Annotated in this window: 17 protein-coding genes; 2 read left to right on the top strand and 15 right to left on the bottom strand. The window is 39.7% G+C overall.

Annotated elements, in window-relative coordinates; translation table 11 throughout:
* Window positions 1-4: 4 nt before the first annotated feature.
* The 11 genes from EV282_RS10485 to EV282_RS10535 form a co-directional block, all read right to left on the bottom strand.
* Window positions 5-1,939, bottom strand: coding sequence for a stage V sporulation protein D (locus EV282_RS10485; protein ID WP_130295768.1), 1,935 nt, complete (start codon window positions 1,937-1,939; stop codon window positions 5-7).
* Between the two features lie 71 nt (window positions 1,940-2,010).
* Entirely contained in the window at window positions 2,011-4,227 is a 2,217-nt protein-coding gene (locus tag EV282_RS10490) for a penicillin-binding protein (protein WP_130295769.1), read from the bottom strand.
* 15 nt (window positions 4,228-4,242) lie between these two features.
* A complete protein-coding gene (gene ftsL, locus EV282_RS10495; protein ID WP_130295770.1) occupies window positions 4,243-4,608 on the bottom strand; it encodes a cell division protein FtsL in 366 nt (121 codons plus the stop codon).
* Window positions 4,609-4,623: 15 nt separating this feature from the next.
* Entirely contained in the window at window positions 4,624-5,556 is a 933-nt protein-coding gene (gene rsmH, locus EV282_RS10500) for a 16S rRNA (cytosine(1402)-N(4))-methyltransferase RsmH (RefSeq protein ID WP_130295771.1), read from the bottom strand.
* A 33-nt stretch (window positions 5,557-5,589) separates the two neighbouring features.
* Window positions 5,590-6,021, bottom strand: a complete 432-nt coding sequence (mraZ, locus tag EV282_RS10505) for a division/cell wall cluster transcriptional repressor MraZ (RefSeq protein ID WP_130295772.1) — start codon at window positions 6,019-6,021, stop codon at window positions 5,590-5,592.
* 128 nt (window positions 6,022-6,149) lie between these two features.
* On the bottom strand, window positions 6,150-7,772 hold the full coding sequence (gene bshC / locus EV282_RS10510; protein WP_130295773.1) for a bacillithiol biosynthesis cysteine-adding enzyme BshC: 1,623 nt from the start codon (window positions 7,770-7,772) through the stop codon (window positions 6,150-6,152).
* A gap of 80 nt (window positions 7,773-7,852) precedes the next feature.
* Window positions 7,853-8,236, bottom strand: coding sequence for a DUF3397 domain-containing protein (locus EV282_RS10515; protein WP_130295774.1), 384 nt, complete (start codon window positions 8,234-8,236; stop codon window positions 7,853-7,855).
* A gap of 4 nt (window positions 8,237-8,240) precedes the next feature.
* Entirely contained in the window at window positions 8,241-9,134 is an 894-nt protein-coding gene (locus EV282_RS10520) for a ketopantoate reductase family protein (protein WP_165389416.1), read from the bottom strand.
* Window positions 9,135-9,381: 247 nt separating this feature from the next.
* Window positions 9,382-10,923 carry an acyl-CoA carboxylase subunit beta gene (locus EV282_RS10525; protein ID WP_130295776.1) on the bottom strand — a complete coding sequence of 514 codons (1,542 nt, stop codon included), beginning with the start codon at window positions 10,921-10,923 and terminating at the stop codon, window positions 9,382-9,384.
* A gap of 50 nt (window positions 10,924-10,973) precedes the next feature.
* On the bottom strand, window positions 10,974-11,186 hold the full coding sequence (locus EV282_RS10530) for an acetyl-CoA carboxylase biotin carboxyl carrier protein subunit (RefSeq protein WP_130295777.1): 213 nt from the start codon (window positions 11,184-11,186) through the stop codon (window positions 10,974-10,976).
* Between the two features lie 20 nt (window positions 11,187-11,206).
* Window positions 11,207-12,550 (bottom strand): acetyl-CoA carboxylase biotin carboxylase subunit, encoded by a 1,344-nt coding sequence (locus EV282_RS10535; protein ID WP_130295778.1) that lies wholly within the window; start codon window positions 12,548-12,550, stop codon window positions 11,207-11,209.
* 166 nt (window positions 12,551-12,716) lie between these two features.
* Between EV282_RS10535 and EV282_RS10540 the strand changes: the two genes are divergently transcribed.
* Window positions 12,717-13,196 carry an N-acetyltransferase gene (locus EV282_RS10540; RefSeq protein ID WP_130295779.1) on the top strand — a complete coding sequence of 160 codons (480 nt, stop codon included), beginning with the start codon at window positions 12,717-12,719 and terminating at the stop codon, window positions 13,194-13,196.
* Between the two features lie 32 nt (window positions 13,197-13,228).
* Here the strand turns inward: EV282_RS10540 and EV282_RS20575 are convergent, their stop codons facing one another.
* The 4 genes from EV282_RS20575 to EV282_RS10560 all read right to left on the bottom strand — a co-directional run bounded on the left by EV282_RS20575 (window position 13,229) and on the right by EV282_RS10560 (window position 15,700).
* Window positions 13,229-13,798: an RsfA family transcriptional regulator gene (locus EV282_RS20575; RefSeq protein ID WP_130295780.1), complete on the bottom strand. Its 570-nt coding sequence runs from the start codon at window positions 13,796-13,798 to the stop codon at window positions 13,229-13,231.
* Between the two features lie 312 nt (window positions 13,799-14,110).
* The gene (locus tag EV282_RS10550) at window positions 14,111-14,878 is read right to left on the bottom strand and encodes an enoyl-CoA hydratase/isomerase family protein (RefSeq protein WP_130295781.1); all 768 of its coding nucleotides are present in this window, start codon (window positions 14,876-14,878) and stop codon (window positions 14,111-14,113) included.
* Between the two features lie 78 nt (window positions 14,879-14,956).
* Window positions 14,957-15,130: a 50S ribosomal protein L32 gene (gene rpmF, locus EV282_RS10555; protein ID WP_066240492.1), complete on the bottom strand. Its 174-nt coding sequence runs from the start codon at window positions 15,128-15,130 to the stop codon at window positions 14,957-14,959.
* Window positions 15,131-15,181: 51 nt separating this feature from the next.
* A complete protein-coding gene (locus EV282_RS10560; RefSeq protein WP_130295782.1) occupies window positions 15,182-15,700 on the bottom strand; it encodes a YceD family protein in 519 nt (172 codons plus the stop codon).
* Window positions 15,701-15,841: 141 nt separating this feature from the next.
* On the opposite strand from EV282_RS10560, the gene EV282_RS10565 reads away from it, so the two are divergent.
* On the top strand, window positions 15,842-17,056 hold the full coding sequence (locus EV282_RS10565; RefSeq protein WP_242611850.1) for a nucleotidyltransferase: 1,215 nt from the start codon (window positions 15,842-15,844) through the stop codon (window positions 17,054-17,056).
* Window positions 17,057-17,110: the final 54 nt, after the last annotated feature.

A 17,110-nucleotide genomic window follows, 5' to 3' on the forward strand; every position in this document is an offset into this window, starting at 1 on the left:
CATTTTAATCTTCTACATCTTTTTTGTCACCCAAAAATAAACGGATCGTTTTTCCTGCTTGAAGCTTCACTCCTGCTTGCGGAGCTTGCTGAACGATATAATTCCCTTTGCCGGATGTTTCAATTTTTAAATTGTATAATAGATTTGTCAGCTCTTTTGTTTTCTTTCCTACTAGATTTGGCACGACCACTTCAGGAGCATCCAGCCATGTCTTTTCTTTCTCGATCTGACCTTTTTGTTTAGCCACGCCCATGGCAGAAAGACTGTCTTCAATTATGTTTCCAACGATTGGAGCTGCTACAATCCCCCCGAACTGCAGGGTTTCTTTCGGGTTATCGATCGCAACGTATACGACGATTTCAGGTTTGTTCGCCGGTGCCATTCCAATAAATGAAACGATATGATTATTTTTTAAATAGACGCCGCCTTCCGCTTTTTGTGCAGTACCTGTTTTACCGCCAACACGATAACCATCTACAAATGCATTTTTCCCTGTTCCTTGGGCAACTACACTTTCTAAAGCGTGTCTGACTTCTTTGGACGTTTCTTCTGAAATGACTTTTCTTTTAAGTTTTGGTGTTTGCTTACTGACTACTTTACCCGTTACAGGGTCTACTAATTCTTTAGCTATATATGGTTCGTACAAGTATCCCCCATTTACGGCCGCAGAAACAGCTGCAACTTGCTGGATCGGGGTTACGGAAACCCCCTGGCCGAAAGCAGTTGTTGCTAGTTCTAACGGACCTACCCTATCAAGAGAAAATAGGATTCCTTTCCCTTCACCTGCAAGGTCAACCCCTGTTTTTTCACCAAACCCAAAGTCTTTTATATACGAGAACAGTTTATCTTTTCCTAATCGCTGACCTAAAATAACAAAACCAGGGTTACAAGAGTTTTGTACACCTTCTAAAAAGCTCTGGCTGCCATGACCTCCTGCCTTCCAGCATTTTAACTTTCGCCCTGCAACTTCAATGGATCCAGGATCATGAAAGTGGTCATTCTCAAGGTCCACTTTGCCTTCTTCTAATGCAGCGGCCAATGTAATAATCTTAAAAGTGGAACCAGGTTCATACTGAGCCCAAACAGGCAAGTTACGGTTATAAACTTCAGGGGCTACACGTTTGTATTCTTCCGGGTCAAAATCCGGTCTTGAACTCATGCCTAAGATCTCACCCGTGTTAGGATTCATAGCGATTGCAATCGCTCCATCTGCATTGTATGTGGCTTGTGCAATATCCAATTCCCGCTCTATGATCGTCTGAACTCTTGAATCAGTAGTGAGACGAAGATCGTATCCGTCTTTAGGCTTTTCATATTTATCGGATAAAGAAGGCATTCTTCTGCCGCGAGCATCAGAGAAAAACGAAACATGTCCTTTTTTACCGTTTAATTGATCGTCATAATATAATTCCAGGCCTGTTAAGCCCTGACTGTCAATACCTGCAAAACCTAGTACATGAGAAAGATACGCACCATAAGGATAATGACGCTTACTGTCTTCTGCCACGAACACGCCTGAAAGATTTAATGCTTCTACTTCTTTGGCTTTGTTGTTGCTGATCTTTCTTCCACCATTATCAATTCTTACAATCGATTCTTTCTTAGTAATTCTCTTAAAAACTTCTGTTTTTGATATATTCAGGACCGCTGCTAGCTTTTCTGCTGTTTCTTCCGGTTCCTTTACCTGTCTCGGGACAACAAAAACTGTGGGTGCACTGATATTTGTAGCGAGTACTACATCATTTCTATCAAGAATCTTACCTCTCTTAGGTTCAAAAGGAATATTCCGGCTCCAAGAATCCAGCGCTTGATCTGTCAGCATATTCCCTAGAACGAACTGGACATATCCAAGACGGACTGATATTACAAAAAAGAATGCTAGTCCAAATACAAGAACAAAAATTAAGCGCCTGCGTACCGTTACATTTGAAACTCGCACATACAATACCTCCTCTGTATGGTTCGTTTCAAATATATGCTTGTACACAAGCGCATAGAACATATTGTCACTTAATCAGTTACTATAGTTTCCTCTTCACTGTTTTGTTCTGCTTCTTCACCGTTCTGTTCTGTCTCTTCACTATTTTCTTCTGTTACAGGTTCAGTTTCCTTTGGTGCTTCGAGTTGAACCACTAAGTAATCTCCCGCTTTTACCGGGCTGCCTGCCTTAACGTTTTGTTTGACAGCAAAACCACTGCCTGTAATTGTTTCTTTCAGTTCTAATAGCTTACTCAGTCGAAGTATGTCCATATAGGACCAGTTTGTTAAATCTGGCATTTTTGCATCTCCAGAGGTCCGCAAAATAACACGTTCACCTTTGATGACATAAGCTCCTTCATAAGGCTCTTGCTTCATGACTTCATCTCCAGAGCCAACAACTGATACATTCATGCCTAACTTTTCAAGTTCGGATTTAGCTTCCTTAGCAGATTGTCCAGTGTAATTATCCAATTCCTTACCGTATGATTTTTTCGCTTTGGATTTATTCTGTTTTTCTTTCGCTTCCGGCTGGATATTTAAATATTGGAGGCTGCTTTTCATGACACTTGTAAAAATATTCGCTGTTGGTGTAGAACCCATTTCTGGAAATTCAACCTTTGGTCGTTCAACAGCAACATAGACTAGTAGTTTCGGGTCATCTTTCGGTGCCATTCCGATGAAAGAGAATATATTTTCTCCCCATCCAGAAATGTATCTGCCGTCTTTTCCAGGAATCTGGGCTGTACCCGTCTTGCCGGCTACACTGTATCCGTCGATCATATACGGTTTCCCCGTACCTTCTGTAACAACCGTCTCTAATATATCTCTCACTTGCTTTGCTGTATCTTCGGATATTGGCCGGCCCTTGACTTTAGGTTCATTATCCAATACCGTTTTTTTCGTTTCAGGGTTCAAAATCTTGTCAACGACATACGGCTGCATCATCTTACCGCCGTTTGCGATAGCAGTTGCTGCCTGAATCTGTTGAATCGGCGTAATTGTGGAGCCTTGTCCAAATGCAGTGGTTACCTTCTCAATCTCATAGTTATATAGAATTGAACCGTTCTTTTCGTTCGGCAGATCAATATTGGTTTTTTGATCTAAACCAAATTTTGAGATGTAGCTTCTGAATTTCTCATATCCTAATTTTTCACGGACAATTTTTGAAAAGGCTACGTTAGATGAATTTTGTACCCCTTCATTATAGGTGATCGTTCCCCAGCCTTTTCGGTTATGGTCGCTGATCGGTCTGTTCCCCGGAATTTTATACGATCCGGATTGAAATGATTCATTCCCGTTATACTTACCTTCTTCAATGGCTGCAGCAAGAGTGAATATTTTCATTGTCGATCCCGGTTCAAAAGCATCTGAGATGGCGAAATTCGTATAATTCTCAATATCCTTTTCATTCGGATTGAATGATGGGTAATTGGTCATGGCCAGTATTCTGCCTGTTTTTGGATCTGCTACAATACCCGTAATTTTTTCCGGTTCATATTCCTTAGCAGCTTCCTGAACAGCTTCATCCAGATAGAGCTGAATTTTTTCATCTAGAGTCAGATAAACATCCTGGCCGTGTTTTGGTTTTTCAATAGACTCTTTATTTGCTGGGATCGCACGGCTGAATGCATCACCAAGGAATGTGACCTTCCCGTCCTTTTCCTGCAAATATTTATTGAGTTGTTTCTCAAGTCCCATTAAACCGGCTTGTACTCCATTTTCCCCATTCCCCGTGTAACCGATCACGTGGGATGCAAATGTCTGATTAGGGTAATAACGTCTTGATTCTCTAAGAAAATCTATTCCGGGAATTTTCAACTTTTCGATCTGTTCTTTTTTACGGTAGGAGATCTTCCTCCCTGCAGGGATCTCTACTTGGAACCTGCCTTCCTTGCTAAGAAGCTCTTCTAGATTCCCTTCATCAGTATCAAGTATTTTCGCCAGCTTATTCGCTGCTTCATCCGGGTCCTTAATATGATTAGGGTAGTTTTTGTCCAAGATTGCAATAACACTATAGGAAGGAATGTCTTGCGCTATCACCTCACCATTCCTGTCAAACATCGTACCACGCTTCGCATCAAGAACATCACTCTTCATCCATTTTCGTTTACCATACTCGATTAAATCTACACCTTCAGCGGTTTGGGAAGATGCCACGAGAAAGAACTTGCTTGTTAATACAAAAAAGAGCACGGTAAACAAAACCATAAGAATACCTGCTCCCACATTTTTTCTTTTTAGTTTCATAACAACACCTGCTTTTTAGTCCTGAACAACTTTTACGTTTTTATCATCAAAAATAAAACCTTGTTCCTTCGCGATTTTCATGATGCGCTCAGGGTTGCTTAATTCTGTTACCTGTAGGTGATAATCTTCAACGATCTTAGTTTCAGCAGTAATATCTCTTTGAATGGTTTCAACCTTAGCAGTTGTTTGATATACAGATGCATATAGTGAAATAAGCCATACAAGACCTGCTATCAGAACGACTCCCATCAATCCCCACAGGATCACTTCACCTTTAGTAAAAAGCTTTCGCGATGGCTGTTCGACCGGTCTAGGATTTCTTTGCGGCTGTGTTTGTGTTTGTATTTGTTGTTTTTGAACTTGGTATGCTAAATTACTCAATACAATTTCTCCTCTCTATTTCTGTTTTTCGGCAATTCTAAGTTTCGCCGATCGAGATCTTCTGTTTTCTTCAAGCTCGTTTTCCGTTGGCACTATTGGTTTGCGTGTGATCAGTTTTAATGTTGGTTTGTATTCTTCTGGTATGACAGGCAGCCCTGGAGGGAGTTCCGGGCCTGTACTCGCTTTTTTAAGTATATTTTTACACGCACGATCTTCAAGTGAATGAAACGTGATGACTGCAATACGTCCACCGATATTCAATAGTTCAATGGAGTCTTTCAGTGCATCTTCAAAGGCGTTCAGTTCATCATTAACTGCAATGCGAATGGCTTGAAATGTCCTTTTTGCAGGATGTCCGCCTGTCCGTCTAGCAGGTGCAGGTATAGCGTCCTTTATTATTTCGACAAGTTCACCGGTTGTTTGAATCTCTTTTTTCTCTCTGGCCGCTTCAATTTTTCGGGCGATCTGCTTAGCGAACTTTTCTTCGCCATATCGAGAAATAATCTTCATCAACTCGTTAAAAGACCATTCATTCACAATTTGTTTCGCTGTAAGTTCACTAGTCTGATCCATTCGCATATCTAATTCAGAATCATGCTGATAACTGAATCCCCTATCTGCTTCGTCAAGCTGCGGTGATGAAACCCCAAGATCGAAAAGAATCCCATCCACTTCAAGTATCCCTAGGCGGTTCAGCTCATCTTTTATGTATCGGAAATTACTGCGGACGATCGTGAACTTTCCTTCATATTCCTTCAACACCTGCCGTGCATTTTCGATCGCTTTGTCATCTTGATCAAAAGCATATAAATGCCCTGTTTCTAACTGGGACAGAATGAGTGCACTATGGCCTGCTCCTCCCAACGTACAATCAACATAAATTCCATCTGGTTTAATGTTTAATGCATCTACTGATTCTTGTTTTAATACGGTTATATGGTCAAACAATGGAAAATTCCTTTCTGCTGTAAACTTAAGGGTTTATAGATCAAAGTCCATAAGACTCTCTGCAATTTCTCCGAAAGAGTCTTCAGATTTTGAGAAATATTCTTCCCAAACGGATTTGCTCCAAATCTCAATTCTATTCGACACACCTATGACTACGCAATCCTTTTCTAGTTTTGCATAATCTCTGAGCGGTGATGCAATGTTCACTCTTCCCTGTTTATCGAGCTGGCATTCAGCTGCTCCAGAAAAGAAAAAACGGGTAAATGCCCGTGCATCCTTTTTAGTGAACGGAAGAGCTTTTAATTTTTCCTCAATGACTTTCCACTCATTTAAAGGATAGCCGAATACACATTGATCCAATCCGCGAGTCAAAATAAACTCTGTGCCAAGTTCTTCACGAAACTTGGAGGGGATGATCATACGTCCTTTTTCATCGATGCTGTGCTGATACTCTCCCATGAACATATGATCACCCCACTTTCTCCCCTAAATCTACCACAACGCTCCACTTTTCACCACTACAAGTATTATTCGTTTACAAAAAAAAAAATCCTGCTGTCTCACAGGATTTTTTCGTAAATATTTTTTATATTTCATAAGAAGACAATTTTATGTTTTTCATTGAAACGATAAGGGAACTCTATGAGGTCTTTTATTAAATCTGAGCCTTCTTTGTTTAAATATTGATAAATGTTCCACACTCTTTCTTGCAATACTCCACCTGGTTTTAACTCCAGCATTATTTCATCAAATTCAGCGAGTGGAACCTTCACTTTTCTTCTAACACGTTGTTCCATCTTTTGTTCAATATAACTTACTTCAGATAAGATGCGATTCAAGTTTTGTTCCGTGACGGGAAGCAGTTTCGGATCTATTTCTTCAGCAAGCTTTACCAGCTGCGAATATGATTTTATGATATCGGATTTCACTGTCTCAATTGAATCGTTCGTCTCAACAGGTCTGTTTTCATGAAACCAATCTCTTTTGTACTTTTCGGTTCCTTCCGATAACACCTGTTCCGCTTTAAGCTTTTTAGAAGATAACAGCCCCTCAATCCTTTGTGAAACAAGAGTTATAGAGAGCCTTGGCACCAACACCGGCATCTTACGATCGAAATGGCGGAATACCTTCCCAAGCGCAGCCCAATAAGAAATCTCTCCTGGACCAGCGATAAAAGATAATGTCGGCAGCAAGAATTCCTGCATTAAAGGACGAGTCACTACATTATTACTAAATTTTCCCGGATAAAGTTTAGCTTCTTTTAATAATTCATCTTCAGAAATAGTAAAGTCCTTGTCTTTAGAAGTGAATCCATATTCATTTCTAAACAACAGAATACGTTCGCCGTTTTTGGTGTAAAACAGATGAGCATTATTTTCTTGAACTTCAATCGGATCATTGAATCCCTTGTCGTTCAGATTTCTTGTCTGTGTTCTAAAAGCCTGGTCGATATCAAGATTGTTGCGAATCATCTTTTCAAGAAAATTTGATTGAAGCTTCTTGAATTCGGCATCACCAGAATCCAGTAATATTAATCCTTCTTCTGAAAACCAGTATGAGAGAAGTTTTGCAAAAAAGGTGACGATAGAGTCTGATTCGTTAAGAATACGTTCAGTTTGTGCAAGGAAATCATTCGTGTAAGCAGTTTCTCCAAACGAACGAAAAACATCTTGAAGCCAAGGTTTTACATCATCGGTATTCCATTGCCATTGTGAGGCAGATGATTTTACTGATGTCGCTGCTTTTAATGAAATTTTCTTAGACGTATCATTCTTTGGAACCATAACGTGATTGATCTCATCCATATCATGATCTTCACCAGCTATCCAGAAAACAGGAGCCACAGGAACACCAAGCGCTTTCTCTGCCTGATTGGCTAACTGAATGGTGCTGATACACTTATAGATTACGAGTAGCGGACCAGATAAAAGACCTGCTTGCTGCCCCCCGACAACTGCTAATCCATCACTGTTTTTTAGTTTTTTAATATTATTCAGTGTTTTGACAGAAGTACCAATCTTTTGGTTGTAAGAATACAAGTATTCAGTCAGTTCATTTCTTGGAAAAGTATGATGCTTTAACTCCAGCTGTCTAGTTAAAAACTCTCTGTTGTTAAAGGGCTCTTTATAATCAAAAAAACTGGCAGCATCCTCATCTCCATTCAAGTACTTCTCTAGAAATGGCGATGTCTGAAGTTTTATTTCCTCCAGTCTCATTCATGTACTTCCTTTCTGCATATCAATTACATCCTTAACGAGTATAGCAAAGAAATAGCTATGGTTATAAAAGATATGCTCTAAGCCTCAAGAATGCGGTCGATTATTCCATATGTCATTAGTGAAAAATAGCCACATGTAAGAATTAAAAACTGCAGCCGCCAGTTCAACCTGAAGATTTTCCCCAGCGACAGATCCAGATCGTTTTTCCAGATCAATAACGTGAACATGACACATCCGGATATAAACAATAAGATCAATACCCAATAATAAGATTGGCCCCAAATTTCAACTGTCATTCTTTCAACAGAAAGAAATAAGAAAAAAGTTGTTATATCCGTACTGACTTTAAAAGCTTTTCTTTTTTTCTTGGTTACTTTATGGATGCTCTTTTTAACAATAAAAAAGACCAGATACGGCACTGTTATGAATGTAGCTATAACCGCACCTAAAACACTAGACAATTACTCATCCTCTCCAATCCATTGCTTTAACAGCTTTAAACACATGCCTAGAACAAGGAACCTGTATGTTTCTATTTTTTGCACGCTCTATAATTTCACCTGTTATGCTGTCTATTTCGGTTTGCTGGCCGCTTTCGATGCTCTTTAACATAGAAGAACGGTTAAAAGATGTATTTCTGCAAAGGACTAACAATTCCTTCCATAATTCTTCTCGTTTATGATTCATATTTAAAACTAAGATTGATTCTTCAAAAAGTTCCTTCATGATAGAAAGAGCATATTCATTTTCTATCAATTTTCCGTTCGGTATTCTAAGGATGGCAGTTAATGGATTTATGGAGGCATTCATTATTAATTTTATGTAAAGCATTTCTTCCCAATCACTCTCTGGAGTGACAGGAAAATTTGTATCATGAATGATTTCAACCCATTCAGATGATGAATCACCTTTAAAAGAAGAAACTTTAACCCTGCCTTCTCCCAAGTGATTAACAGATGAATATCCATCTTTAAGTGCTCCGTGCTCCACGACTCCCACTGAAAGATTCTTTTGCGGAAGGTCTTCTAAGAATTTCAGATGGCCAATTCCGTTCTGCAAAAACAAATAAGAAACATCTTGAAATTTTTCAGCTTTTAAAAAGAATATTTCCGAGATTGATGTTTGTTTCACCGAAATGATGCAGTGAGTTTCTTCACCTGAATATTCCTTCACGTGGAATGCTTGAACATTGACGTTATTTTCATAGCTTGATTGCTTTCTATATGTAATTCCATTTTGATTTAAAAATTCAGCTTGTTCACGGGTTCGAGTATATATAACAGGATCATGCCCGTTTATTTTGAGAAAATAAGAGACTAACAATCCTATTGCGCCCCCACCGATCACACCGACTTTCATAGCATGCCTCCCAAACTGCTTTATTTTTCTTAGTATGATATTACCATATAAAAGAAATTGCAATATAGACGAGGAAGAAACCTCGTCAGGATTCGCATGTGAAGTGGGAGCACATACATCTTTGAATATGAGACTCCTTAACGCGTAAGGCATAAGGAGATTCATCTTACCCTTCGCGGAAAGCAACCACTTCTAAGAACTTCGAAGTTTACTGAAAACACCCCTCCTTCAAAAGGAGGGGTGCATTTTATACAGGATATACCGGGTGCTTGCGTTCACTGAAAATCATTTCTTTGTTTTCATAGAACCTAAATCGATTCTTAAGTTCATCTCTAAGGGATGCAGGTGAAACGATATCATCAATAATCATCTCAGATGCAAGCTTATAAATATCAATATGCTCTTTATATTCCTGTTGTTTTTGCTGGACGAATTGGATACGCTCTTTCACGTCTTCAATCTCGTTTATTTTATTAGAATAAACAGCATTTACTGCCGCTTCTGGTCCCATAACAGCAATCTGTGCTGTAGGAAGCGCCAAACAGCAATCCGGTTCAAAGGCAGGGCCTGCCATTGCATAAAGACCAGCACCGTAGGCTTTACGCACGATTACAGAGATTTTCGGAACAGTCACATCGCTCATAGCTGCTATCAGTTTTGCACCGTGTCTGATAATTCCTGCTCGTTCAACTTTTGTCCCAATCATAAAGCCAGGAACATCTGATAAGAAAAGAAGCGGGATTGAGAAAGCATCACAGAGAGTAATAAAACGTGCTGCTTTATCTGCTGAATCTACAAATAATACTCCGCCTTTTACCTTCGGCTGATTGGCAATAATACCAACCGGCTTTCCGTCAATACGTCCAAACCCTGTAACGATTTCTTGCGCGAACAGCTTTTTCATCTCAAAGAAGCTGCTCTCATCAATCAATCCATCGATAAACTCGTACATATCAAAAGGAACGTTTTGATTTTCTGGAACAATCTCCTCAAGTTCTCTCCCTGCTTTTGGAGAAAGAGATTCAGAAACCGGTGCTTTCTCTTTATAATTGCTAGGGAAATAAGAAAGGTAACGTCGAGCTTCATCAATTGCTTCTGTCTCATCGAGAGCCAGAACATCACCGCATCCGCTTATTGAACAATGCATTCTTGCTCCGCCCATTTCTTCGAGCGTCACTTTTTCGCCAATAACTTTTTCAGCCATACGCGGACTTCCTAAATACATGGAAGCATTTTGATCAACCATGATTACAACATCACAGAATGCTGGGATATACGCTCCCCCCGCAGCAGACGGTCCAAATAAAATACAGATCTGAGGAATCATCCCTGACATCTTTACTTGGTTATAAAAGATTTTCCCTGCTCCGCGGCGATTTGGAAACATGTCGATCTGATCTGTTATTCTTGCTCCAGCTGAATCAACAAGATACAGCATTGGCACTTTAAGTTTTTGAGCCGTTTCTTGAATACGGATTATTTTTTCTACAGTTCGCGCTCCCCAAGATCCAGCTTTTACCGTTGAATCATTTGCCATAACACAAACTGTTTTACCACCCATTTTTCCGATCGCAGTAACAACACCATCCGCTGGCAGATCACCTGCTTGGTTGTTAGCAAATTTAGCATCTTCTACTGTATATTCGCCATTATCGAATAACTGCTTAAGACGGTCACGCACGAACATTTTGTTTTGAGCACTGTTTTTTTCATGATACTTTTGTGCTCCTCCAGCTTCTATCTGTTCAATTTTCTCTTTTAGCTGATTTTCTAATTTTGCTACCATCATGTACCTCCTTCAAGAGAGTGAGCGCTCGCTCAGAATGTAGGCATACCCTTTTATTTCAACGTAACGAGTACGTCTCCCTCATTTACAAAATCTCCAGATGTAAACTTGATGCTTTCTACTGTTCCTGCATCTGCAGCATCAACCGGAATTTCCATTTTCATAGATTCCAAAATAATAACAGTTTGTCCTGCGGTTACTTCATCACCTTCACTTACTAATACTTGCCATACTGTACCTGCCATTGATGCTGTAATTTCTTTCATGTGTCTCTCTCCTTTTTTGTTTACGGTTTGCTTACTGATCTTTTACTAAGGAAGTCTGTTGTGTAGTTCCCTTTTCTAAATCCTTCTTCTTCTAAAAGCTGCTGAAAGAGGGGCAAGTTTGTTTTGAGCCCTTTAATCTGAATGCAATCAAAGAATTGCTTTGCACTTTTTAGACATTCAGCACGATTGGAATCGCTTACAATAATTTTCGCGATCATCGGATCATAAAAAGGTGTAACCTGATTTCCACTTTCATACCCTGCATCAATTCTCACGTTATCCATTTTAGGCCATACCAATTCTTCGATCTTTCCAGGCGCTGGGAAGAACGTAACTGGGTCCTCAGCATACAGTCTAAATTCCATCGCATGCCCTTTACTCACGATTTCATTTTGTGCAAGTGGCAAAGCTTCCCCTTGTGCGATCTGAATCTGCCATCTGACTAAATCCAGCCCCGTAATACATTCTGTCACGGGATGCTCAACTTGAAGACGGGTATTCATTTCAAGGAAGTAGAAATCTCCATTCTCACTCACTACAAATTCAACTGTTCCTGCATTCACATAATCTACAGCTTTTGCTGCTTCAACTGCAGCTTCTGTAATTTTTGAGCGAAGACTTTCGGTTAGAAAAGGTGAAGGAGATTCTTCTACCACTTTCTGATTTCTACGTTGGATGCTGCAGTCCCGTTCGTACAAGTGAACGATATTTCCTTGTGTATCACCCATTACCTGCACTTCGATATGTCTTGCGTTTTCGATGCATTTCTCAATAAACATTCTTCCGGAGCCAAAATAGTTCTTTGCCCGCTGTTGCGAGGAAACGAAATGCTTATGAAGATCTTCCTTGTTTTCACATTTTACCATACCGATTCCGCCGCCACCGCTGCTTGCTTTAAGCATTACAGGATAGCCGATCTGTTCGGCAAGCTTCACGCCTTCTTCTACATCCTCGATCGGTTCGATAGTACCGGGAACGATAGGAACGCCTGCTTGCTGCATGGTTTTGCGGGCCATAATCTTATCACCCATCCACTCGATCGTTTGAGGTGATGGTCCAATAAACTTAATACCTGCTTCTTCTATTTTTTTAGCAAACTCGTCATTTTCAGATAAAAGGCCATACCCAGGATGAATCGCATCCACTTTTTGCTCGATAGCGGCTTTTAAAATGGAATCACTTTGCAGATAAGATTTGGCAACCGGGGATTCCCCAATATGTATTGCCTCATCAGCAGCCTTTACAAAAGGGAGGTCTTTGTCTGCGTCAGAATAAACGGCAACTGTTTCAATATTCATTTCTTTACACGTTTGAATAATTCGTAGTGCAATTTCTCCACGATTGGCGATTAAGATTTTCTTCATGTTAATCCTCCTTCCAGTTGTCAACATTACCTTTTTCGACAAAAAGGCTCTTTTTCCTTTTTTGAAAGCGTAAACTAAACGAATATTTTATTTTTAAAGAATTTTTAGCATAATTAGTATATACTATAACTATAGAGAAAAGTACAGAATGACTGGGGGAGAGAAGATGTTTCAATATGAAGTTAAGAAATTATTAGTTAACTATAAAACATTGGAAGAGTTTAAGCAGTTCAAAGAATATGGTGTACAAGAACTGTCAATGCTCGAGGACCTTCAAGAAAATATGATCGAAAACGACAGCGAGTCTCCTTTCTATGGAATTTATTACGGAGATAAGTTAGTCGCACGAATGAGTTTATATAGAATTGAAGCGGCATATGATCAGTATTTTGACCCTCCGCAGGATTATTTGGAACTATGGAAACTGGAAGTGCTGCCGCATCACCAGACAAAAGGACTCGGAAGAGCTCTGGTGGAATTTGCCAAAACGTTTAATTTGCCTATTAAGACTAACGGAAGACAGCAATCAGGCAGCTTTTGGGAGAAGATGGGATTTGAGGCAGTAACCTATAATCAAGACCGGGACCGCGGACAAAACCCTTATGTTTGGTATCCATCCGGAGTAAGTGAACAGAGGCTTGCATAAAGCGAAAAAAAGATGGCAGATGCCATCTTTTTTTAATTTCTTACAGGTACTTCCGTAAGTTTTCTAGCTCTTTCCATGAGCTGCAAAATTTCTTTATAATCACGGCAAACAGATTCATATTCTTTATTGATTTTATCCAGCTTGTTTTTTAGATTGCCGTTTTCTTTTTTCATATGCTGCAGCCTTGATAGCAGGGCTTTGTTTTCTGATTCTAGATTTTTTGCAGATGGCCCTTCTGATTGAAGCTGCTGTAAGAATAAAATGATTTCATTCAATGAGAGACTTTTCTCTTCTTCATTTCTGCTATAGACATCTGCATTAAAAGAAAATGAGTGATCACTGGATTGTGAAACCAGCTGCTTACCTTTTCTTTTATTGCGTTCTTTGCGAACTTTTTTTGCTTCTGCGATAGCCTTTTCATATTGTTTACGAATTAGCGAGTTCCATCTAAACCCGCAAGCAGCAGGAGTTCTTGTTAATTTCTCTCCCACTTCTTCAAACGCAACAAGCTGTGTACTGCCCTCACGTATGTGCCTTAGTGTAACTTCTGCAAGTATCGCATCTTCGTCTTTTGTCCAGGCATCCTGGCGCAAATTGGTCATTATGATCCCCCCATTTTAGTGGTTTGTAATATGAATATGCTAGTGCTAGAAAAGATAGACTTTTTATTCTACTAAAATGGGGGGAAGTTTATTTTTAAAAGGGCTGATTCTTATAATTTGTTGCTGCCGATGATGTTGATTTCCGCTCCAGGATGCTCGTTTTCCACGGGGCGTGCGGTGAGCCCCCTAGGCTATTCAAGCCTGTCGTGGTCTCACCTGTCCCGCTAATCCCTTAGGAGTCTCACACCTTACGCTCCAATCAATTTTCCAAAGATGTTTAATCAATATCAAGAATTTAAAAGTAACAATCTTTTATATTTGAGCCTTCTTTAAGAAAGCCTCTACTCTTCTATGATGTTCATCAGAAGCCCAGAGTTTTGCACATCTTCTTATTTCTTGCTGTACATTTTGCTTAATTTTCTGTTGATCAAACCTACTTAGCTGCAGGGTTTTATATGAAGTGATGACACCAAGAGGCTGAGCCGTGTATCTTTCTAAATAACGTTCTGTTTCTTTTTTACTGTTCCCTTTAATTACATATTGTATAAAACCGTGGTCCATTCCCTGTTTAGCTGTAACTGGAGAGGAACTATAGAGAAGATCCATCGCTTCCGTCTGACCAATTCTCTCTAAAAGATAACTGCCTCCACCCCAGCCTGTTGTGATTCCGAGTTTACCTTGTATGAATCCAACCTTTGCTTCAGCTCTTGCAAGTCTGATATCACAAGCAGAAGCTATCTCACAGCCTCCGCCAACCGCTGAACCATTTATTAGTGCTGCAGTTGGTTTCGGAAAGAAAAAGATCTCATCTAGCACTTCTCCCATTTTAGAGAGCATCCCAAATGCTTCTTCTTCTGTTTTTAATGAGTGAAAAGCACTTAAATCTCCGCCAGAACAAAAAGCTCTTGTTCCTGCTCCCGTAATAATCAGCACTTTTACATCATTATCCATTTTTGCTGTATTCAAAAGTGATAATAATTTTTCCATCACTTCAAAATTAATGGCATTTCTTACTGATGGGCGGTTTAGCGTTATCCATCCAATATTATTTTCTTTATGCCAAAGTACAGCCTGCTCCATTTTTACACCTCCAATAAAAGAAAGCGCTTCTTTTTATGTATATGAAAAAACAGGAAGCATAAGGCTTCCTGTTTTTCATTACTTGCTAACTACTTCTTTTCCTTTGTAAGATCCACACTCACGACAAACACGGTGAGATAACTTGTATTCTCCGCACTGTGGACACTTTACCATACCAGGCATGGAAAGCTTATAGTGTGTACGACGCTTCGCTTGGCGAGTTTGTGATGTTCTGCGAAAAGGTACTGCCATTTTGTATCCACCTCCTTAAAGGTCTTGAAAGAATCATTATAACCTATTCTTTCATTCATTGTCTTTGTCAAAAAATTTAGCCAGACCAGCCAATCTCGGGTCAACCCGGTTTTGACGATCTTCATCCGTTATCCTTTGCCATCCTTTTCCCTCTTTGGGAGCAGGACCATCTGTGACATCTTTGGCCGTTATTTTTAGCGGCTTTTCAAGCAAAATATGCTCTTCGATGACAGGGAGAAGATCAACGTAATGTCCTTCGACTTTATGAAGGCTTTCTTCATCTTCAAATACCGTATAATTCGGGTCGAAAATGAAAATTTCCGTCGTTTTTACCGAAAATGGAAATTCCACATCCACCAATGTGCTTGCACAAGGCAGCACCATTTTTCCTTTTATGGTCAAATAAAAAGTGGCTTTTTGTTGAGTAACATCTGCATATCCTTCTACGTAAACAGGATCAATGCTTCTGATCTCCGGGTCTTTTTCCATCACACCGCTCGCATCAACATTTTGTTCAAACGTTAACGGTTTACGGTAAAAATTCTTTAATTCCTGTAGTGACCATTTCATGTCTTTATCACCTCAAGGCAACAGTAGTAATTATATCGGTCAAAATATAAAATGTCAATATTATATCTTTACAGTATGCTTTTGATTTTAAACTGTTTTTAGTACAATGTAAACGTAAAAGATTTAAGGTTTGTTAAGGGAGTGGAAATATTGAGAGCTACCGGTGTTGTTGTAGAATATAACCCTTTTCACAATGGTCATTATTATCATTTACAGGAATCCAGGAATGTAACACAAGCTGACTGTATTATCGCTGTTATGAGCGGAAATTTTCTTCAGCGCGGAGAACCTGCCCTGCTTTCTAAATGGAGAAGAACGAAAATGGCTCTATTGGGAGGCGCTGATCTTGTGATTGAACTTCCTTATGCTTATGCCACAAGCCATGCACCACGGTTCGCTTTCGGAAGCATCTATCTGCTTCAGGCAGCAGGTGCAGAGTCCTTCTGCTTTGGTAGTGAATCTGGTAATGTCTCGGATTTCCAAGAAACGCTGGATTCAGTAAATTCCCAAGATCAAGACTTCCAAACAAATGTTAGCGAATTTATGTCACAGGGGCTTTCTTATCCCTCTGCTGCTGCTAAGGCTTATGGACAACTTAACATCCCACTGACCCTTGACCTCAGCAAACCAAATAATATTTTGGGGTTTGAGTACATACGTGCAAGCCGAGAACTTGGTTCAGCCATTCAGCCTTTTACGATAAAACGAAAAAATGCAGATTATCATGATATTGTTCTTGGAAAAGGAGACATTGCAAGTGCAACCGCTATCCGGGAAGCAATATTCTCGCATGATATTGAACAAGCAGTTAACTATATGCCTTCTTTCACCTTTGACATAGTTAAAGAAGAAAAACAGAATAAGGGTGCTTTGATGAACTGGGAACGTTTTTATCCGCTGCTTCGTTATCAACTATTATCTTCAAGTCCTTCTGAATTAAACAGGTTTTATGAAATAGAAGAGGGATTGGAAAATAGAATGATCGAGGCAATGAAAGCATCTGACAGCTTTCATTCGTTTATGAACCGGTTAAAAACGAAGCGATATACGTGGACAAGACTGCAGCGTGCCTGTCTCCACGTTCTGAACAAGATTCATAAAGATGATATGTACAGGTTATTAGAGTCTCCTCCAGCTTATTTGCGTGTTTTAGGGATGACAGAAACAGGACGGGAATATCTCAGTTCAGTGAAAAAATCTTTAGAACTGCCTTTAGTAACAACCGTCTCAAAGCATGATTTTGAAGGTTTGAAAATGGAGGCGAAAACGTCACTTATTTATGCTCAAGGAGCATCTTTAAACAGACTAGATGCCGAGAAAGAAGAGTATAATACTCCGCCGGTGATGGTGAAGTAAGAAGCTCATAAATGGCTAAATCCTGTTAAACGAGCTACTATTCTTTTTACGATT

The sequence above is a fragment of the Fictibacillus sp. BK138 genome (genome assembly GCF_004216955.1).
Classification (GTDB): domain Bacteria; phylum Bacillota; class Bacilli; order Bacillales; family Fictibacillaceae; genus Fictibacillus.